Origin of the sequence: Rhodococcus sp. DT1, assembly GCF_049844875.1 — a bacterium.
Taxonomy (GTDB): domain Bacteria; phylum Actinomycetota; class Actinomycetes; order Mycobacteriales; family Mycobacteriaceae; genus Rhodococcus.
In genome coordinates this window covers 243,312-263,330 of sequence record NZ_JBNCLW010000004.1, presented here as the reverse complement: position 1 = coordinate 263,330, position 20,019 = coordinate 243,312, and the positions used below count along the sequence as shown (strand labels likewise).

Here is a 20,019-nt window from a genome sequence, read left to right as displayed (position 1 = left end):
ACCGAGTGCTGATCGTCGCCCTTCTGCTCTTCCTGCTCGCTCTCGTCGTCGGAGCGGTCGGTGTCGCAGCGCTGGCCGGGAAGTTGCCGCGTAACCGCTGGGCCGGAGTACGCACCCCCGACTCTCTTCGCGACGACACCACGTTCGCGCTGGCCAACAAGGTTGCGGCCCCCAGCATGCTCGGGGCTGCCGTCCTACTCGCCGTGGGCGGTATCGCCTGCCTGACCCTGCCGACCGTCGCGGCGATCATCGCGATCGTCGTCACCGTCGGGGCGGCGCTCGTCACCGCCGGTGCCGGTGGTGCGGTCGGTGCGCGGGTCGCGGCGGCGACGAAGCCCACGGAATCCGAGGGATGCGGCTCGTCCTGCGGTGCGTGCAGCCTGCGCGGGGCGTGCGAGCCGAGCGCCTGACAGATCCCGGCGCCGGCGTCGCCGGCAACGCAGAACGGCTCCGAGCCTCTACTGTGAGGCCGTGTCGCAGAGTGAGGCCGTGTCGCAGACCCGCGTGATCGATCCTGTCGGTGTTGTCTTCGGCATCGTGGTTCCGGTACTCGCCGCCGCCTCGATCATCGTTCTCGCCCGTCTCTGGGAGCCACGGCTACCGGCCGAGGTGGCAACGCACTGGACCGGATCGCGCCCGGACGGCTTCGGACCGGTCGGCTCGTCGGCGTGGACGATGGCGCTGCTCGTCGTGATGGTCGGGGGCGGTTGCTGTGCGATCGCGGCGCTCGCCCGGTCGTTGCTGCTGATGCGGCGCTACATGCTCGTCATCGGTCTCGGGGTCACCGGGGTGATGGTCGCGACATTCGTCGCCGTGCTCGGCGCCCAGCTCGACGTCGCGGACGCGACACAGACAGCATTTCCCACCTGGTCGATCGCGGTCGGCACGGTCGCGGGTGTCGCCGTCGGATGGCTCGGTGCGGCCCTGCTCCGCGACGGACGCGAACGCACACCCGCATCACGGCCGCCCGCACCCGATCTGCCCCGCGGACCGGTCGAATCACCCCTGGTGGACCGAGTCGGTATCGGCGCCGGTGCCACCGTCGTCCTGCTGGGCTCGATCCTCGTGCCCACCGTCCTCGTGTGCGCAGCCACGGACAGCTGGTGGCCGACGGCGGTCGTCGTTCCGGTCGCCGTCCTCGCCGTGAGCCTGCTGCGCTTCACCGTGATCGTGGACGAGAAGGGCATCCGGGTGCGCAACCTCGCGACGGATGCGGTGGTCTACGACCTCGACGAGATCGTCGGGGCCGAGGTCACCGAGACCCGGCCCTTCCAGGACTGGGGCGGCTGGGGTTTGCGGGTGAAGGGGCGCGGCAGATACGGCCTCGTCACCACCACCGGACCGGCTGTGGCGGTGTCAACGGCGTCGGGCCACGTCTTCACGGTCACCTCGGCACGCGCCGATGAGCTGGCCGGGGCACTCAACACCCTCGCGGATCGACGCGGCGCCGCAGTATCCACCGACCCCACCGGGTTGACGGAACCGTCCACCTGACGGTCGGTCAGTTCCGCTCGATCTCGATCGGATGCGTCGCGAGCAGCGCGAGCGGGAGCGGCTGACGGCGCAGGACCCGCGCCCAGAGGTCGACGTGCGCGGGAGTGAAGATGTCGTAGGGGAGCGCGGAGACCACCATCCAGTCGTCGTTGCGCAGCTCCCCGTCGAGTTGACCCCCGCTCCATCCCGCGTACCCGGCAAAGATCCGCACGGCTTCGACGTGCCGGGCGATGACGGCCGGATCCGAATCGAGATCGATCATCACGACGCGCCCGTCGACCCGTCGGATACCGGGCACACCGTCGACGGACATTCCGACCGGGACCGTGCCCAGACACAATGCCGAACTCCGGTGAACCGGGCCGCCGACGAACAACGCCTTCGGCGCCGCCGCGAGCCGCGCCCACCGTGGCAGCATCGCGTCGACCGAGGTATTGCTGATGCGATTGAGGACGACGCCGAAACTTCCCGAGGCGGTGTGCTCCACGACGTAGACGACGCTGCGGCGGAACGTCGGCTCGGTGAGGTCTGTGGCGGAGACGAGGAGACTTCCGGGCCGCACCTTCGGAGTCACAGGTGCGGTGCGGTCCTCGGGTTCCTCCTGGTGCTGCGCCACGAGAGACATTCTGTCACCGGCGTCACCGCGATGTCGGGCGGAACCCGGCTGTCCGGGCGAGCAGCGCGAGGTGGTGGTCGAACAGCGACTCCGGGTCCGTGAAGGTGTCCGTGCCGTACTGGCCGAACACTTCGAAACTCACCGCACCGAACAGCGCCGGCCACACGAACAGACCGCGCGCCAGAACGTCGTCGGGCAGGTCTGCGGAGATCTCGGTACGGATGCGATCGAGATCTCCGACGAGCCCGGCGGTCGTGCGGACTTCCGTCGCCGCGTCCAGCGCCTCGTCCAGCGCCCCGGCCCGGTGGGCCTCGACCAGGATGCGCACCAGACTCAGCACGACGCGGGTCCCCGGTCGGGTGGTCCGCTCGGCGGGTGCGTGATAGCCGGGCACCGGGGTACCGAAGATCAGGCCGTACCGGGCGGGCTCGGCACGCGCCCAGGCTCGCACCGCCCGGCCCAACGCGAAGAAGCGTGCCCGGTGGTCGGCGGGGTCTACGGCATCGACGGCGGCGGCGACGGCATCACCGAGTTCGTCGTAGGCATCGATCACCAGCAGGGTCAGAAGTTCGTCGCGGCTTGCGACGTACCGGTAGACGGCCGAGGAGACCACCCCGAGATCGCGGGCGACCGCCCGCAACGACAGGGCCTCGGCGCCACCGGCGGCGAGATGCTCACGGCCGATGGCCACGATGTCCGCCATCGTGCGGGCACGAGCCCGGGCGCGGGGTGTTGTCACGCCGCCCAGCCTGCCCTACCGGAAGCACCGCAAACAAATGTGAGCGCTGCTCCCTGCCGCGCCGGGCGGGACATCCGCGCAAAGTCGCGATCGATAGGGTCGCGTGTGTGCGGGACTCCCAGAAACAGGCGTGGCGATCGACCGCGACGGCGCTACGGCATTCCCCGGGACTCGCGCGACTGACAGCCGTCCGGTTCGCCGGGCAGTTCGGGGACGGTCTGTTCCAGGCCGCCCTCGGTGGAGCGATCCTCTTCAACCCGGAACGGCACACGAACCCGGTGGACATCGCCGTAGGGTTCGCGGTTCTCCTGCTGCCCTACTCGGTGATCGGGCCCTTCGCCGGAGCACTGCTCGACCGTTGGGATCGCCGGCTCGTCCTGTTGTGGGCCAACGTGGCGCGAGGTGTGCTCGTCGCGTCCGCCGCGGTGGTGCTGCTCGCCGGAGGACCCCAACTGCCGCTCATGCTGCTCGCACTGGCCGCCGTGGGGGTGAGCCGGTTCGTTCTCGCCGGGGTGTCGGCGTCACTACCTCACGTCGCGGCCCGATCATGGCTTGTACCGGTCAATTCCGTTCTGGCGACAGCCGGTTCGGTGGTCGCAGCTGCGGGCGCCGCGGTCGCGGTCGCGACGATAGGTGCCGTCGGTGCGGGCGACACCGGGTCGGGTGTCGCGGTGGCGCTCGGCGTCAGTGGTTCGATCGTCGGCGCGGTCGCCGCCGGAGGGTTCGCCCGCCACACGCTCGGGCCCGACGGCGCACGTCCCCGGTCCCCGGTACGCGCGGTGCTCGCGGGTTTGCGTACCGGCGCCGGCGCCGTGGCCGAGCATCCCGGCGTCGCCGCCGCGATGCTCGGTATCGGGGCCCACCGCATCGTGTTCGGCCTGAACACACTCATCACGCTTCTCGTCCTGCGAAACGCCGACAACCCGTCGGACCTACCCGGTGGGCTCGCCGGATTCGGTGCCGCGGTGGCCTGCACGGCGGCGGGAATGCTCCTCGCCGCCGCCCTCACACCGTTCCTCCTCCCACGGCTCGGGCGACCTCGTGCGGTCACCGCCGGATTGCTCGCCGCCGCGGTCGTGCAGTTCGCGTTCGTCACCTCCTTGACGACGGGATCGTTGCTGATCGCCGCTTTCCTCCTCGGGGTCGCGGGACAGACCATCAAGCTGACGGGCGACGCCGCCATGCAGATCGAGATCGACGACGCACGTCGCGGGCAGGTATTCGCGTTGCAGGACACCGTGTTCAACCTGGCGTTCCTTGCCGCGATCGCCGCGTCGGCCTTCCTGATCGCGCCGGACGGGCGCAGCCCGGGACTTGCCCTGGCCGGCGGGCTGATCTACGTGCTCGCCCTGGCCGGCGTTCTCGCACTCGGGCGGTCGCGGACCTAGTCACGACCCCCGCAGGGCCGGAAGCGCGGCGCGATGAACGCGAATCTCCATGGCCTTGACGACGAACCACACGGCCGAGCCCGGCTCGAGACCGAGATCCGCAACCGCGGCGGGCGTCACTTCGGCCGCCAGACCGGCGACTCCGGTGCGCACCAGCACCGTCGAGCCCCGGGCCTCGACTTCGGTGACGGTCACCTCGAACGCATTGCGGGGACTCCCGTGTGGCTCGTCCACGTACACCGCGACCGCGGCGGGGGAGAAGACGGCCGCGGCCACATCTCCCGGTACGCACTCCTCGTCGACGACGCCGTGCACGGCACCGACCTCCGTCTCCACGCCATCCGCTGTCACCGTGCCGGCGATCAGGTTCATCCCGGCGATCTGTGCGGCGAAAGCGCTCCGTGGCCGGGTGAGGACGTCCCGCACCGCGCCGTGTTCCACGACACGTCCCGATTCGACCACCACGACGCGGTCGGCGAGGGCCAGGGCGTCGAGGGGGTCGTGTGTGACCACGAGCGCCGTGCGCCGGTCCTCACGCAGTATCCGGCGCAGCAGTGACCTGATCGCCGGCGCCGCAGCGACATCCAGCGCGGCCATGGGTTCGTCCAGCAGGAGCAACTGCGGGTCGGCAGCGAGAGCGCGGGCGATCGCGACCCGCTGAGCCTGCCCGCCCGACAAACGGTGCGGTTTGCGGTCGGCGAACGCCACAGCGTCGACGGCGTCGAGCCAGCGCAACGCCTCGGTATGCGCGGCGCGGCGGCTCATTCCGGCACTGCGCGGTGCGAAGGCCACGTTGCCCGCAGCGGTCAGGTGCGGGAACAGCAAAGCCTGTTGTGCCAGCAGGGCAACCGACCGGCGATGGGGCGGCACCGCGACACCCGCCGACGTGTCGGTGAGGATCCGGCCACCGAGCTCGATCCGGCCTTCGTCCGGAAGAACCAGTCCTGCAATCAGGTTCAGCAGCGTCGATTTCCCGGCACCGTTGGGACCGAGGATCGCGACCACGCTGCCCGATGCCACGTCCAGGTCGAAGTCGACGGACCGTGCGTCCACCCGTGCGTGCACGTGCAGTTCGCTCACCAGTCGCCACCTGCCCGGCGTCCGCGTGCGGCCACCACGATGAGCACTGCCACGACGACCAGGAGCAGCGACAACGCCACGGCGGCATCGGGATCGGTTTCCCGCTGCAGATAGATCTCGAGAGGGAGGGTGCGGGTGACGCCCTGGAGGCTGCCCGCGAAAGTGAGAGTCGCGCCGAATTCCCCGAGCGCCCGCGCGAACGCCAGGATCGCACCGGAGACGAGTCCCGGCAGCACCAACGGCAGGGTGACCCTGCGGAAGACCGTAGTGGGCCGGGCGCCCAGCGTCGACGCCACCGCCTCGTACCGTCGGCCCGCGGTACGCAACGCTCCCTCGAGACTCATCACCAGGAACGGCAACGCCACGAAGGTCTGTGCCAGCACGACAGCGGTGGTGGAGAACGCGATCCGGATCCCGAACGCCTCGAGGTGCTCACCGATGAGGCCGCGTCTGCCGAAGGTGTACAGCAGCGCGATCCCACCCACCACGGGTGGCAGCACGAGCGGCAGCAGGACCAGTGAACGGAGCACCGGCATCACGCGGGACGTGCTGCGTGCGAGCACGGCAGCCATGGGCACACCGCATACGATGCACAGCACGGTGCTGGTGAACGCGGTCCGCACACTGAGCGCGAGCGCCTGCATCGATGCCTCGGACGTGACCAGTTCCGGGAAGCGGTACCAGTCGACGGAGAGCACGATCGAGACCAACGGCAGCACCACGAACAGGCCGCCGGCGATCGCCGGAAGATAGATCCACGCCGGCAGACCGGTCGGGGTGCGGGCCGCCGTCATGGACCGGCGAACCCGGCTTCCCCGAGAATCTCCAGTCCTTCGGGTCCGGCGACGAAATCGACGAACGCGCGGGCGGCGTCCGGATTCCGGGAATCTTCGAGTACGGCGATCGGATAGGAGTTGACGGAGTCCCCGGACTCGGGAAACGCCACGACGGTGACGGCGTCGCCCGCGGCGCGCGCATCGGTGACGTAGACCAGTCCGGCGTCGGCCTGTCCCGAGGTGACCTTGGCGAGCACGTCGGCGACGGAGGATTCCTCGCTGACCGGCGACAGTTCGGTTCCGGTCGCCTCCTCGGCGCGCACGGTGGCGGCGCCGCACGGCACCTGGGGTGCGCAGACGACCGCCGACACGCCGTCGCGGCCGAGGTCGTCGAACGAGGTGATGCCCTTCGGATTCCCCGGCTCGGTGACAATCGTGAGCGTGTTGGCCGCGAAGAGCACCGGATCACCGGCGACGAGACCCTCGTCCACGACGCGGGACATCGTGACGGTATCGGCGGACGCGAACACGTCGGCGGGTGCGCCCTGCGCCAGTTGGCCGGCGAGGTCCGACGACCCTGCGAAGTTGAACACCACGGCGGCGTCGTCGTGCACTTGCTCGAACGCGGTGCCGATCTCGGTGAACGTGTCCCTGAGCGACGCTGCCGCGAACACCGTGACAGTGCCCGTCACACCGTCACCCGACGGATTCCGATCACTCTGTTCCGAACCGCAGGCGACCGAAGCCAGTGCCACGGACGCCACCAGGATCCATCCTGCGCGCACGCGCCTCACGAGGACCCTCCGGGTGTTTCGATGATGACGGTTGTCGCTTTGACGACCGCGACCGCGACGCTGCCCGGTTCGAGGCCGAGTTCCCGCACCGCTTCGGTGCTCATGAGAGATACGACCCGATGCTGCCCGCACTGCATCTCGACCTGCGACATCACCGGGTCCGAGACGACCCGGGTGACGAGACCGACGAATTTGTTGCGGGCGGAACTCCCGACGCCGAGCAGATCCGGTGCCGCGTCGGCTTGGGCCCGCGAGAACGCCGCGAGTTCGCTGCCGTCGACCACTTTGCGGCCGGTGTCGTCCTTGCTCGCACGAAGGGCGCCCTGGTCGATCCAGCGCCGCACGGTGTCGTCGCTGACACCGAGCAGGCGTGCGGCGTCGCGGATACGGAAAGTCGTCACGATATGTTCCGCACACAAGTCACGAATTGGACGATACGTCCGCAGATGCGGTTGTATCAACCTTCTCAGTAGACGTCGCGCACGTACCGCTTCTCAGCACTCAAACGATCGACGTATGCCGCTGCCGCCTCCTGGTCGAGCCGGCCGTGGGTCTGCACCACCTCGCGGAGCATCGCGTCGACATCTTTCGCCATGCGCCCGGCGTCCCCGCAGACGGCGAAATGAGCGCCGTCCTCCAGCCATCTCCAGAGCTGGGCGCCCTGCTCACGCATGCGGTCCTGCACGTACACCTTCTGTCGCTGGTCACGCGAGAACGCGAGGTCCAGCTTGGTGAGGAACCCGTCGGCGTGCATCTTCTCGATCTCGTCGCGGTACAGGTAGTCGGTGTCCGACCGCTGGTCGCCGAAGAAGAGCCAACTGCGACCGGTGTGCCCGGATTCGCGGCGGTCGTGGAGGAAGGCCCGAAACGGCGCGATCCCCGTTCCCGGCCCGACCATGATCATCGGAGTATCGCCGGGTGGTGGCCGGAAGTGCGGATTCCGCTGCACGAAGATGGGGATGTCGACGCCCTTGCTGTGGTCGGCGAGGAAGCCCGAGCACACGCCGGCCCGGTCGCGGCCCTCGAAGCCGTATCGCACCACCGACACGGTGAGCTGCACCTCCCGCGGGTTGGACTTCGGACTCGACGAGATCGAGTAGCTGCGTGGCTGAAGCCGCGTGAGCACACCGAGCCACTCGTCGAGCGGTGCCTTGAACGGGTATTCGGCGATGACATCCATCGCCTGCCGCCCCCACAGCCACCGCTGCAATTCCATCTTGTTTCCGGGTCGCAGCAGCTTGGCGAGTTCCGGACTCCCGCTCTGGCGTTGCACGAAGCGCAGCAATTCGGGAGTGGTCCTGGTGATGTCGAGGTACCGAGCCGCGGCCTCCCGGAGAGGGACGGTGGGACGATCGACGCTTTCGACGGGCGCCTCCGCGTCGAGCGCGGTGACCTGCATCCATTCTTCGACGGCCTCGGGGCAGTTGGTCGGCATCACCCCGAGGGCATCTCCCGCACAATATTCGAATTCCGGGTCGAACAGCTCGAATCCGAACTGCCGCACATCCTTCGACGATCCGGCTCCACTGAGTGCGATGTTGCGTGTCAGGCGGGTGACGAGCGGGGACTTGCGGCTGTACACGGATGCCCGCGGCGGGACAGGTTGCGCGGGCGCGTCACCGGCCACCAGATTCTGGACCGAGCACACCCATTCGTTCGCGCGGTCCTCGAAATCCGGTTCACAGTCCACGCGTGGAACCATCCGGGTCGCTCCGAGATCGGCCAGCCGGTCGTCCACCTTGCGTCCGTACCCGCAGAAGTCGTCGTAACTGGAGTCGCCGAAAGCCAGTACCGCATAGCGGGTACCGGCGAGCGACGGTGCGTCTGCACCGTTCAAGCTCTTCCAGAACGCCGAAGCGTTGTCCGGCGCGTCGCCGTCACCGAACGTACTTGTCACCACCAGCAATTCCGGTATCTGCACGAGATCCGCGACGGTCAGCGTCCCCATCCCGACCGCGGTGGCCTCACGTCCCGCGGCACGAAGACGCTCGGCGCAGGTGTGCGCGAATCCTTCGGCATTCCCCGTCTGCGACGCCCACGCCACCACGACCGGCGGTTCCGGGTTCCGGTCCCCGGCCGCGGCATCGGAGCCGGCGTCGATCGCAGCGCTCTGCGAGTACATCCCCGCGAACAGTCCGTCGAGCCACGCCCGGGTCGCGGGGGGAAACGGCGCCGAAGCCGGCAGCGACGGCGCGGCGGTGACATCGGACGACCGCAGACCGGCGAGAAGACCTGCGAGATAGCGTTTCTCGTCGTCGCCGAACAGGGGAGCGGGGATACCGCCGACTCCGAGCGTCTCCGCGAGCCGTCCGACGACCGAATCGTCGGCGGGCAGGGAAGGGGATACAGGTGCTGCCGCGACTTTCGTCACGGCGACCGCGCAGAACTTGAATTCTGGCTGGAGCGACGCGGAATCGACGGCGTCGTTGGTCACGACGTTGATCGCGCGATCGTTCCCGAACAGGTCGTTCCAGTGGAACGGGGCGAAACAGTTTCCCGGCATCACCCGATCGGTCACCACCGCCGGAAGGACGGCGCGCCCCCGCCGCGATGCGATGTCCACCGCGTCACCGTCGACGATCGACAACCGCGCGGCATCCTCGGGACTGATCTCCACGAACGGTCCGGGGTCGAGTTTTCCGAGCTTGGCGATCTTGCCCGTCTTGGTGAGCGTGTGCCATTGGTGTTGTACGCGACCGGTATTGAAAACGAACGGGTAGTCGTCGTCGGGCAGTTCGGCTGTGGGCAGATGCGGACGGGGGAAGAACCGGGCTCGTCCGTCCGGTGTCGCGAAGGCCAGTTCCGGTACGGATCCGTCGTCGCGGACCACCAGCGTCCGGCTGTCTCCGTCGTTGAGATACCGGACCGGACTGCGATCGTCGGTGCGGCCGGGGCCACACGGCCATTGCACCGGGCCGTGCCGCAGCCTGTCGTATGTCACGCCGCGCAGGTCGTACCCCGTCTGCGGATTCCAGAACTGCGTGATCTCGTCGAATATCTCCTCGGCGCACGAGTAGGTGAAGCCGTCACCGAACCCCATCTCACAGGCGACACGCGCGATGATCTGCCAGTCGGGCAGTGCCTCTCCGACCGGTTCGACGGCCTGTTGCAACAGGTTCAGAGTGCGGTCGGATCCGACTGTCACGTAGTCGGACTCCGCCCACAGGGCACCCGGAAGGAGGATGTCGGCGTACGCATTCGTTTCGGTCTCGAGGAACACGTCCTGGGCGATGACGAGTTCCGCGTTCTCGAGACCCTCGAGAACGGTCGCCCGGTTCGCGACCGAGGCCACCGGGTTGGTGCAGATGATCCAGCACGCCTTGATCGTTCCTTGTGCCATTTCCCGGAACATGTCGACGGTGCCGGTGCCTGCTTCGGCGCGCAGCGTGCCGGGAGGTAGCGCCCACTGCTCCTCGACGAACACCCGGTCGTCGCCGGACAACACGCTGCGCTGGCCCGGCAGGCCGGGACCCATGTACCCCATCTCGCGACCACCCATCGCGTTGGGCTGACCGGTCAGCGAGAACGGGCCGCTTCCGGTGCGGCAGATCGCTCCCGTGGCGAGATGGAGATTGCAGATCGCGTTGGTGTTCCAGGTGCCGTGGGTGCTCTGGTTGAGCCCCATCGTCCAGCAACTCATCCACTCGCCGGCCTCGCCGATCCATCGTGCAGCCGTGCGGATGTCGGCTTCCTCGAGGCCGGTGATGCCGGCGACGAGAGCGGGCGGGTACTCGGCGAGGAACTCCTCCATCGCTTCCCAGCCCTCGGTGTACTCCTCGACGAAGTCACGATCGACGTGCCCGTTCTCGACGATCAGGTGGAGCAGGCCGTTGAGCAGTGCGAGGTCGGTACCCGGCGCGATCTGCAGGAACAGGTCCGCTTTGTCCGCGGTGGCGGTGCGCCGAGGATCGACGACGACGAGCTTGGCCCCGGCTCGGACACGTTCCATCATCCGCAGGAAGAGGATGGGGTGACAGTCGGCCATGTTCGAACCCGAGACGAAGAACAGATCGGCGTGCTCGAAGTCCTCGTACGAGCCGGGTGGCCCGTCCGAACCGAGCGACTGCTTGTAGCCGGTGCCCGCAGAGGCCATGCACAGCCGCGAGTTCGATTCGATCCGGCTCGTGCGCACGAATCCCTTGGCGAGCTTGTTCGCGAGGTATTGCGCCTCGAGCGACATCTGTCCGGAGACGTAGAACGCCACCGCATCGGGTCCGTGGGTTCCGATGATCTCCGTGAGACGGCGTGCGGTGTCGGCGACGGCCGCGTCCACCGGCACCGGCGAAGGAGCGCCGCCGCGGCGGTCACGCACGTACGCGGTCTCGAGACGGCCCGCCGCAGCCAGCATCTCCGCGCTTGTCGCACCCTTGGTGCACAGGCGCCCCCGATTGGTGGGGTGCTCCTTGTCGCCGTACGCCTTGACCACCCTGCGGGCACCGGTATCGGGATCGGTGGCGACGTCGAGCACCATGCCGCACCCGACACCGCAGTAGGAGCACGCGGTCTTCACCGTCGTGATGTCATCCCGCATCCGAATCTCCTACCCGGCACCGCGTCCGCCGGAAGTGAACCGAGGGGCACGCCGTTGCCGTCACCGATACGACGACTTCCATGCTGCGGACTCGGTGTTTCGGACGCGTCACATGGGATGAGCACGCTGTGACATCTGGCTCACGGGTGTCGGGAGGAGGTGTGAGGTGCCGGCAACACGCTCAGGACTTCGGTTGCTGCTCCCACCATTTCAGGAGCTCGGCCTCGGCTTCGTCGCGATCGAGTGGACCGCGATCGAGGCGCAACTCCTTGAGGAACTTCCACGCCCTGCCCACCTCGGGGCCCGGCGGAATGCCGAGAACTTCCATGATCGCGTTGCCGTCGAGATCCGGGCGGACCTTCGCGACGCCCTCTTCCTCCGCCAGTCGCGCGATGCGCACCTCGAGATCGTCGTAGGTGGCCTGCAGTGCCGCGGCGCGCCGTTTGTTGCGGGTGGTGCAATCGGCCCGAACCAGCTTGTGGAGCCGGGGGAGGAGGTCCCCGGCGTCGTGCACGTACCGCCGCACCGCCGAGTCGGTCCATTGCCCCTTGCCGTACCCGTGGAAGCGCAAGTGCAGGAACACCAGCTGGCCGACGTCCTCGATCATCTGCTTCGGGTACTTCAGGGCCCGCATCCGCTTGCGCACCAGCTTCGCCCCGACCACCTCGTGGTGATGGAAGCTGACGCCGCCGCCGGCCTCGTTGCGCTTGGTGCCGGGCTTGCCGATGTCGTGGAGCAGCGCCGCCCAGCGCAGCACCAGGTCCGGGTCGCCGTCCTCGAGATCGATCGCCTGAGTGAGCACGGTGAGCGAATGCCAGTACACGTCCTTGTGCTGGTGATGCTCGTCGATCTCGAGTTTCATCGCGGGGATCTCGGGGATCACGCGCTCCGCCAGTCCGGTCTCCACCATGCACTCGATGCCGTCGACCGGATGGTCACCCAGGATCAGCTTGTCGAGTTCGGCCCGCACCCGCTCGGCGCTGATGCGCAGGATCTCGTCCGCCATCTCGCGGATCGCCGTCTGGACCCGCTCGGTGAGCGAAAAGCCCAGTTGGGAGACGAATCGGGCCGCCCGCAACATGCGCAGCGGGTCGTCCTCGAACGAGTCCTCGGGCCGAGCCGGAGTGTCGAGAACACCTGCGAGCAACGCGTCGAGCCCACCGAGCGGGTCGACGAACTCACCGGCACCGTCCGGACCGATCCGAACGGCCATCGCATTGACGGTGAAGTCACGGCGTACGAGATCGTCCTCGAGGCTCGTTCCGTACTCGACGACGGGATGGCGGGTGACACGGTCGTAGGCGTCGCTGCGGAACGTGGTGATCTCGAGTTGTTCGGATCCCTTTGCCGCGCTGACCGTGCCGAAGTCGATGCCGGTGTCCCACTGATGGTCCACCAACCCGCGCAGCAGTTCCTGGACCTTCTCGGGGCGCGCGTCCGTCGTGAAGTCGAGGTCGGTGCCCAGCCGGCCGAGAAGCGCGTCGCGGACGCTCCCTCCGACGAGATACAGCTCATGGCCCGCCTCGGTGAACCGCGCACCGAGTGGGGCCAGGACATCGGACAACGAGCGCAGAGTGACGTCGGCTCCGGCGAGCAACCGGGTTCGGCGGTCGAGGTCTGCGGTGGGTGAGTTCACGTCTTTGCACCTTACCGAGCAGGGCGTTCGTGTGGTTGAGCCGGGACCGACGGCGGTACATCTACTATCTATTAGGTGTCGCCCGCCGAACGTGCCAATCGCAACCGCCGCAGCTCGCGGCGTCGTGGCACGAGCGCGAAAAAGGCTGCTCAGGGCGGAGCACCCGGCGCACCCGGCCCTCGACTGCGCACCGTCCGCGAGACCTCGGCCGGCGGGCTGGTCGTCGACGGACTCGGTGGTCCACCCGACAAGCTGTGTGCCGCGCTGATCGGGCGTACCGACCGTCGCGGCCGCCTGCTGTGGTCGCTGCCGAAGGGGCACATCGAGCGCGGCGAGACCGCCGAAATGACCGCGATGCGCGAGGTGCACGAAGAGACCGGGGTCCGCAGCACGGTGCTCGCCGAACTCGGCAGCATCGACTACTGGTTCGTCACCGAAGGCCGTCGCGTCCACAAAACGGTGCACCACTACCTTCTGCGTTACCTCGGCGGTGAACTGTCCGACGCGGATGTCGAGGTCACCGAAGTCGCGTGGGTTCCGCTCCGTGAACTCCGGTCCCGGCTCGCCTACGCCGACGAACGTAAGCTCGCCGACGTCGCAGACCAGCTCATTGCGGAGATGCATCCCGAATCGCGTCCCCGCACCGACGAACCGGGGGCCCATCTCGGATGACGGCGGTGGTTTCCCGAACGGGTGCCGCGGTTCTGGCCGTGCTCACGCTCGTTCTCACAACGATCGGTGTGGCGATCCCCGCACCCGCGGCGGCGCAGCCGGACTCCGAAGACACCGAGTTCCTCGCTCTGAGCATCGACGAGGTCACCCCGTCGGTGGTGTCGCTCACAAGTGAATCGGTAGTCGAGGTCACGGGCACCGTCACCAATGTCGGCGACCGCGATGTCGAGGACGTCTGGGTGCGGCTTCAGCGCGCACCCGTCATCTCCGACCCCGCCGCCCTGCGCACCTCGCTCTCCCTCGATCAGGGGGGTTTCGACACCGTGGGCGAATTCGAGCAGGTCACGGACCGGCTCGACCGCGGCGACCGCGCCGAGTTCACGATCGAGCTGCCCCTGCGTTCCGAACTCGAACCGTCGCTCGGCATCGACACCCCCGGTGTCTACCCGCTGCTCGTCAACGTGAACGGCTCGCCCGAATACGGCGGCCAGGCCCGTCTGGACGATGCCCGTTTCCTGCTGCCCGTGCTGGGAGTGCCCGCAGGCGAGGACAGCTCCCCGCGAACGTCGGCGTCCACGCCATCGGGCGGAACCACCGGAACGGCGCCCAGCAGCGAGACCGAGAGCTTTCCCGCCGTTCCACCCGAGGTGTCGCGCCCCGTCGCCGTCTCGATGCTGTGGCCCTTGGCCGACACGCCGCGGCTGGCCTCGGGTGTTCCCGGATCCGCGACGGAACCCGCCCGGCTCGTCGATGACGTGCTCGCCACGTCGCTGGCCGAAGGAGGACGGCTCGACGGGTTGCTGCGCGCTGCCGAACAATCGCTGGAGACCGATCCGCGGGTCACCGAAGGCATGTGCCTGGCGATCGACCCCGACCTGCTGGTCACGGTCGCGAACATGACCCGGGACTATCTCGTGGTGGACGACCCGGCCGATCCGATGGGGGCCGCGAGCCCCGGAACGGGCACCGAGGCGGCTATCGCGTGGCTCGGCCGCATCCGGGCACTCGCGACCTCCATGTGCACGGTGGCGGTGCCGTTCGCCCAGGCGGACCTGACGGCGCTCGCGGAACTGGACGATCCCTCGCTGACCGTGCCCGCCTTGCGGTCCCCGAGCACGCTTGTCGACACGATCCTCGGAACCACGTCGCTTCCGGATGTCGTGTGGCCCGATTCCGGTGTCCTCACCGAGAACGCCGGGCTTCTCGTCGCCGCGGACGGTCCGGTCACGGCGGTACTCGCCGACACCGCGGTGGACGACGGACGCGCCGCCATGAGCGGCGCATCCCCGCGCAACAGTGTCCGGGTGTCGGGAGTCGACGGGCTGACGGCCGGCCTGTTCGACGCCGCGGCCTCGGCGGCACTCGCGGGCATGGGCGACGCGCCGTCGACCCCCTCGTTCGTGACCAAGGCCGCGCGCTACGACCTCGCCGACGACTCCGCGACCGCGCGGCTCCAGGACGCGCTCGGTGCGCTGGCGTTTCCGGCGCTGGCCCCGTCGGTGGACGCGGCGTCGGGAGTGCCGCTGCCCGCACCCGGCCGCTCGGTGCTGTTCGCTCCGCCGCAGGTCTGGTCGCCGTCCCCGGACGAGGCGTCGGCCACGCTGTCCATGATCTCGTCACTCATCCGTTCGGGAACGGCGACGGCTCGTCCCTTCACCGAGTTCGTCGCCGCGGCAGCAGCCACCGCAGACGACCCGAATACCTCCGTGCTCGACTATCCGGAGCAAGCCGTCACCGACGGTGTGCCGGCAGAGGTGGTCCGGATTGCCGCCGAGCAGACGCCCCGGCTCGATGCTTTGCAGGCAGCGTTGATCGAGGATCCCCAGGCCCAGCTCACGCCGCAGGAGTTCCTCACACCGCTGCGGGAGGATCTGCTGCGCGCGATGGCGTCGGCGGGGCGGCGGGGTGAAGACCCCGAGCAGGCGGTTGACGCCGCGACTCTGCGCGCGGTGGAAGTCGAAGAAGCCGTGGACGGGATGTTCGCGGGAGTGACAGTGCTCTCACCGGGTGGTGTGTACACACTGACCTCCGAACAGAGTCCCCTACTGTTGGTGGCGCGCAACGATCTGCCCGTGGGCATCACAGTGCGGTTGCACGTGGACGCGCCCTCGGCGATGGAGATCACCGATATCGGGCCGACCCAGCTGCCTCCGCGCGGTAGCCGCACCCTGACGGTGCCCGCTCAGATCAGCGACTCGCGGAAGCTCGAACTGGAGTTCTCGCTCACCACGGAATCCGGCCTGTCTCTCGGCAGTCCGACGAACGTGACGGTACGTTCCAATGCGTATGGCCGGATTCTCGCCATCGTCACGGGCTGTGCGGGAGCGCTCCTGCTGTTCCTGGCGGGCAGGCGGCTTCTGCACCGGTTCCGCGGGGAACCGGATCCAGCCGACGAAGGGTACGAACGAGAATGACGGGGAACGCGACCCGCGACGACGTGAAGTCACCGACGACTTCACCGGACGTCACCGGTGCCGGTCCCACCGGCCGGAAGGTTCCGAGCCTGCTCGCGGCCACCGGCTCCATTGCCGTCGCCACCCTGGTCAGCCGGATCACCGGGTTCCTCAAGCAACTGCTGATCCTCACGCTGCTGGGTGCGAGCGTCGCGTCGTCGTTCACCGTGGCCCACCAGATCCCGAACATGATCTCCGAGCTGGTCCTCGGCGCGGTCCTCACCTCGATCGTGGTGCCGGTGCTCGTGCGGGCGGAACGAGAGGACCCGGACGGCGGCGAGGCATTCGTCCGTCGCCTGTTCACCGCGGCCGTCGTGCTGCTCGGCGGCGCGACGATCCTCGCGGTCGCCGCCGCGCCGCTGCTCACGACGCACGTGTTCCTCGACGACTCCGGCAAGGTGTCGACGACACTGACGACTGCCCTGTCGTACCTGCTGCTGCCGGCCATCGTGTTCTACGGGCTGTCGGGCCTGTTCACGGGCATTCTCAATACGCGGCAGGTCTTCAAGCCCGGCGCATGGGCACCCGTGGCGAACAACGTCGTCGTGCTCGTCGTGCTGGTCGTCTATTACCTGATGCCGGGGGAGATCACCCTCGATCCGGTGCGCATGAGCGACCCGAAGCTGCTGGTACTCGGCCTCGGTGTGCTTCTCGGCGTCATCACCCAGGCGATGTGCCTGATCCCCGCGCTCCGCCGCGAAGGCATCAATCTGAAGCCGCTGTGGGGCCTCGACGACCGCCTGCGCCAGTTCGGCGGGATGGCTGCGGCAATCGTGCTGTACGTGCTGATCAGCCAGATCGGCATGATCTTCGCAACCAACATCTCGTCGGGCGCCGATGCCGCAGGCCCCGCGATCTACAACAACGCCTGGCTGCTGCTGCAGTTGCCGTACGGCGTGCTCGGCGTCACCGTGCTCACCGCGATCATGCCGAGACTGAGCCGCAACGCCGCCGAGGGCGACACTCCCGCGGTCGTCGACGACCTGTCGGTCGCGACCCGAATGACCATGATCGCGCTGATCCCGATCGTCACGTTCCTCACGATCGCGGGCACGCACGTCGGGACCGCCCTGTACGGCTACGGCAATTTCGGCGCGGGCAACGCGTCCCTGCTCGGCCAGGCCGTGAGCTGGTCCGCCTTCACCCTGATTCCCTACTCGCTCGTGCTCATCCACCTGCGGGTCTTCTACGCGCGGGAACAGGCCTGGACCCCCACGTGGATCATTCTCGGCATCACCGCCGTCAAGATCGGCTTGTCGGCGCTCGCTCCGGTCGTGGCAAGCAACGACCAGCAGGTCGTCGTCCTGCTCGGTGTCGCGACCGGTCTCGCGTTCACCTGCGGTGCGTTCATCGGCGGGTTCCTGCTGCACCGCACCCTGGGCGACCTGCGGATGGCCAACGTGGGCCGCACGATTTGGCACGTGGTGCTGGCGTCGGCCGGCGGGGCGGTCGTCGTGCTCGTCGCCGACAGACTCCTGCAGTTGGACGCCCTCGCGGACCGCTTCGGCGGCCTCGGCTCGATGGTGCGTGTCGCGATCAGCGGCATCCTCATGCTGCTCGTCGCGCTCGTCGGCATGTATCTGCTCAAGGTTCCCGAGATCATGGCCATCGAGGCCGCCGTACGCCGCAAGATCGCCGCGGTGCGCGGTGGCGGCACGGAAGAGCCCGAAGCCGAACTCGGGGAGTCCACGGCCACTTCGCCGGCCGATACCGGTGCCTTCCCGACCCGCCGCCGCTTCGGCTACGACGCCTACCCGGAGTCCGACTTCGAGAAGACCGTCGTACTGCCGCGCATCGACTACGGCGACTACGGAGTCGGACCGTACGACGCGATCACCGAAGTCATGCCCGCGATCAGAGACGTGCCCCGTCCCGTCGAGGCGCAGCAACAACTCCCGTACCCTGGTCAACAGCAGATTCGACACGGGCGCCGTGGTCCGCGCTACTTCGCGGCCCCCACGGGCGATCCTCGTCTCCGCACCGGAAGTGGACGAGTCGACAACGAAGGAGTGAGGGTGAGCGACGACCACGCTGCCGGCAGGTCCACGATCGACGCGTCACAGCAGGCAGGATCGACGCCGGCCGGAAACGATCAGCGGCCCACGCCGCCGAGTCCGCCGCGCGACACCCACCACGACACCGGGGTCATACCGATCGGCTCTCCTCAGCTTCCGCCCGTCCGGGTTCCTGGGTCGGCGCCCCGCCGCACCATGCGCGGACCGGAACTCATCGCCGGCGCGTCCGTGGCAGGTGGCCGGTACCGACTGCTCTCGCCCCACGGTGGCGCACGCGGGCTCCGGTTCTGGCAGGCACTCGACGTCAAACTCGACCGCGAGGTCGCACTGACGTTCGTCGACGCCGACCAGAGCGCTGCCGACGGCACCGGGCCGGACTCTCCACAGGCAATCCTGTCCCGGACGCTGCGGCTCGGCCGGATCAATTCGCCCGGACTGGCACGTGTCCTGGACGTGGTCCGGGGTAGTTCGGGCGGCATCGTCGTCGCCGAGTGGACGCCCGGTCGTTCGCTGCGCGAGATGTCCACCACGCAGCCGTCCCCGTTGGGCGCTGCACGAGCCGTCCGCGCCCTCGCGGCAGCGGCAGAGGCCTCGCACCGTGCGGGCAGCGCGTTGTCGATCGACCACCCCGACCGCATCCGGATCAGTGTCTCCGGCGACGCGGTCATGGCGTTCCCGGCAACCTTCTCCGACGCGGATGCCGTCTCCGATGTGCACGGTCTCGGAGCCAGCCTGTACGGGCTGATCACCGGCCGCTGGCCGCTCGCTGAACCGCCCGCTCCGGGACGGCCCCCGGCACCGCACCACAGCGGCGCGACCATCGGTGGCATGCCGGAAGCCGACCGCGGCGCCGACGGCAAACCCGTCGAACCCAAGGTGCTCCGCCCCGACGTTCCGTTCGAGATCTCGGCGGTCGCCGTGCGCGCTCTGAACACCGACGGCGGGATCCGCACCGCGGCAACGGTGCAGCACATCCTCGACCAGGCGTCGGTGGTCGATCAGAAGACCGACATGATTCCCGCGCTCCGTATCGGCCAGCGCGCGAACATGACCGAAAGCCATGCCCTGGCGGACCCCGAGGCGCTCGAACAGAAGAAGAAGCATTCCCAGCGCATGCTCGTCGCGCTGATCGGCCTCGGTATCACGACGGTCGTGCTGCTCTCGCTGATCGGTTGGTGGATCACGAATCTGCTCGCCGGCGACGCAAGCGATGCGCCGCTCACCAGCCAGGAATTCGGTCTCACACCGACCGCCGAAGCACCTGCCGCACCCGAGTCCGCGTCGGAGGAGGCGGCTCCCGCCGCAGCCGGGGGACCGGTGCCGGCATCCGCGGTGACGGTGTTCTCGCCGCAGGGCACCCCCGATTCTCCGGCGTCCGCGTCGCTTGCGATCGACGGCGACCCTGCCACGGCGTGGAGCACCGACGCGTACTTCGATCCCTTCCCGTCGCTGAAGAGCGGGGTGGGCCTGCTGGTGACGCTCGAGGACGCAGCGACCCTCTCGTCGGCGAAGGTCACGTCCGAGTCGCCCGGGACCGTGCTCGAAATCCGCAGCGCGCCCTCGGATTCGACGTCCCTGGACCAGACGCAGGTGATCGGCCAGGCGACACTCGGATCCGGTGAGACCGAGATTCCGCTCGACGCCGACGGCCGCACCACGCACGTACTGCTGTGGATCACCGGGCTCAGCTCCGACGGTGGCAGCAACAAGAGTTCGATCTCCGAGATCGAGTTCATCGGCTCGGAATAACCGGATCGCCCCGAGCGCAAGCCGGGGCAATCGCCGTGCGATCGGCTACCATCCGCGCGTGCGAATTTTCGGGGGG

14 protein-coding genes are annotated in these 20,019 nt (G+C 68.6%); 6 read left to right on the top strand and 8 right to left on the bottom strand.

All coding sequences use genetic code 11. From position 1 onward, the window contains the following. Nucleotides 1-5 precede the first annotated feature (5 nt). Both ACLQ3J_RS11855 and ACLQ3J_RS11850 read left to right on the top strand, forming a co-directional pair. Nucleotides 6-410, top strand: a complete 405-nt coding sequence (locus ACLQ3J_RS11855) for an SdpI family protein (protein WP_169620926.1) — start codon at nucleotides 6-8, stop codon at nucleotides 408-410. Nucleotides 411-489: 79 nt separating this feature from the next. Continuing rightward, on the top strand, nucleotides 490-1,494 hold the full coding sequence (locus ACLQ3J_RS11850; protein WP_425903532.1) for a DUF1648 domain-containing protein: 1,005 nt from the start codon (nucleotides 490-492) through the stop codon (nucleotides 1,492-1,494). A gap of 7 nt (nucleotides 1,495-1,501) precedes the next feature. Here ACLQ3J_RS11850 and ACLQ3J_RS11845 read toward each other — a convergent pair whose 3' ends face one another. Beyond that, complete coding sequence (locus ACLQ3J_RS11845) at nucleotides 1,502-2,119, bottom strand: YqgE/AlgH family protein (protein ID WP_425903313.1); 618 nt, start codon at nucleotides 2,117-2,119, stop codon at nucleotides 1,502-1,504. A gap of 13 nt (nucleotides 2,120-2,132) precedes the next feature. Then, nucleotides 2,133-2,813: a WHG domain-containing protein gene (locus tag ACLQ3J_RS11840; protein WP_425903531.1), complete on the bottom strand. Its 681-nt coding sequence runs from the start codon at nucleotides 2,811-2,813 to the stop codon at nucleotides 2,133-2,135. Between the two features lie 143 nt (nucleotides 2,814-2,956). Here ACLQ3J_RS11840 and ACLQ3J_RS11835 point away from each other — a divergent pair, with 143 nt between their 5' ends. Next, on the top strand, nucleotides 2,957-4,237 hold the full coding sequence (locus tag ACLQ3J_RS11835; protein ID WP_425903312.1) for an MFS transporter: 1,281 nt from the start codon (nucleotides 2,957-2,959) through the stop codon (nucleotides 4,235-4,237). Here ACLQ3J_RS11835 and ACLQ3J_RS11830 read toward each other — a convergent pair whose 3' ends face one another. From ACLQ3J_RS11830 to ACLQ3J_RS11805, 6 genes are all read right to left on the bottom strand, one after another. After that, nucleotides 4,238-5,317 (bottom strand): ATP-binding cassette domain-containing protein, encoded by a 1,080-nt coding sequence (locus tag ACLQ3J_RS11830; RefSeq protein ID WP_169620923.1) that lies wholly within the window; start codon nucleotides 5,315-5,317, stop codon nucleotides 4,238-4,240. Beyond that, complete coding sequence (locus ACLQ3J_RS11825; RefSeq protein WP_425903310.1) at nucleotides 5,314-6,111, bottom strand: ABC transporter permease; 798 nt, start codon at nucleotides 6,109-6,111, stop codon at nucleotides 5,314-5,316. Before ACLQ3J_RS11825 ends, ACLQ3J_RS11830 begins: the two co-directional genes overlap by 4 nt. After that, on the bottom strand, nucleotides 6,108-6,887 hold the full coding sequence (gene modA, locus ACLQ3J_RS11820) for a molybdate ABC transporter substrate-binding protein (protein ID WP_169652319.1): 780 nt from the start codon (nucleotides 6,885-6,887) through the stop codon (nucleotides 6,108-6,110). Before modA ends, ACLQ3J_RS11825 begins: the two co-directional genes overlap by 4 nt. Further along, the gene (locus ACLQ3J_RS11815; protein ID WP_169620920.1) at nucleotides 6,884-7,288 is read right to left on the bottom strand and encodes a TOBE domain-containing protein; all 405 of its coding nucleotides are present in this window, start codon (nucleotides 7,286-7,288) and stop codon (nucleotides 6,884-6,886) included. The genes modA and ACLQ3J_RS11815 overlap by 4 nt, the downstream gene beginning before the upstream one ends. Before the next feature lie 65 nt (nucleotides 7,289-7,353). After that, a complete protein-coding gene (locus tag ACLQ3J_RS11810) occupies nucleotides 7,354-11,418 on the bottom strand; it encodes a molybdopterin-dependent oxidoreductase (RefSeq protein WP_425903309.1) in 4,065 nt (1,354 codons plus the stop codon). Between the two features lie 181 nt (nucleotides 11,419-11,599). Further along, entirely contained in the window at nucleotides 11,600-13,054 is a 1,455-nt protein-coding gene (locus ACLQ3J_RS11805; protein ID WP_296551302.1) for a CCA tRNA nucleotidyltransferase, read from the bottom strand. Between the two features lie 75 nt (nucleotides 13,055-13,129). On the opposite strand from ACLQ3J_RS11805, the gene ACLQ3J_RS11800 reads away from it, so the two are divergent. Genes ACLQ3J_RS11800 through murJ form a run of 3 tightly spaced genes read left to right on the top strand, consistent with a single transcriptional unit; the run spans nucleotide 13,130 to nucleotide 19,943 of the window. After that, nucleotides 13,130-13,726 (top strand): NUDIX hydrolase, encoded by a 597-nt coding sequence (locus ACLQ3J_RS11800; protein ID WP_169620917.1) that lies wholly within the window; start codon nucleotides 13,130-13,132, stop codon nucleotides 13,724-13,726. After that, the gene (locus ACLQ3J_RS11795) at nucleotides 13,723-16,140 is read left to right on the top strand and encodes a glycoprotein (protein ID WP_422424322.1); all 2,418 of its coding nucleotides are present in this window, start codon (nucleotides 13,723-13,725) and stop codon (nucleotides 16,138-16,140) included. The genes ACLQ3J_RS11800 and ACLQ3J_RS11795 overlap by 4 nt, the downstream gene beginning before the upstream one ends. Next, nucleotides 16,137-19,943, top strand: coding sequence for a murein biosynthesis integral membrane protein MurJ (gene murJ, locus ACLQ3J_RS11790; protein WP_296551305.1), 3,807 nt, complete (start codon nucleotides 16,137-16,139; stop codon nucleotides 19,941-19,943). Before ACLQ3J_RS11795 ends, murJ begins: the two co-directional genes overlap by 4 nt. Nucleotides 19,944-20,019: the final 76 nt, after the last annotated feature.

Coding starts and splice junctions, on each gene's coding strand:
- ACLQ3J_RS11795 (WP_422424322.1), top strand. CDS start 13,723: ATGACGGCGGTGGTTTCCCGAACGGGTGCCGCGGTTCTGGCCGTGCTC.
- ACLQ3J_RS11810 (WP_425903309.1), bottom strand. CDS start 11,418: ATGCGGGATGACATCACGACGGTGAAGACCGCGTGCTCCTACTGCGGT.
- ACLQ3J_RS11840 (WP_425903531.1), bottom strand. CDS start 2,813: ATGGCGGACATCGTGGCCATCGGCCGTGAGCATCTCGCCGCCGGTGGC.
- ACLQ3J_RS11825 (WP_425903310.1), bottom strand. CDS start 6,111: ATGACGGCGGCCCGCACCCCGACCGGTCTGCCGGCGTGGATCTATCTT.
- murJ (WP_296551305.1), top strand. CDS start 16,137: ATGACGGGGAACGCGACCCGCGACGACGTGAAGTCACCGACGACTTCA.
- ACLQ3J_RS11845 (WP_425903313.1), bottom strand. CDS start 2,119: ATGTCTCTCGTGGCGCAGCACCAGGAGGAACCCGAGGACCGCACCGCA.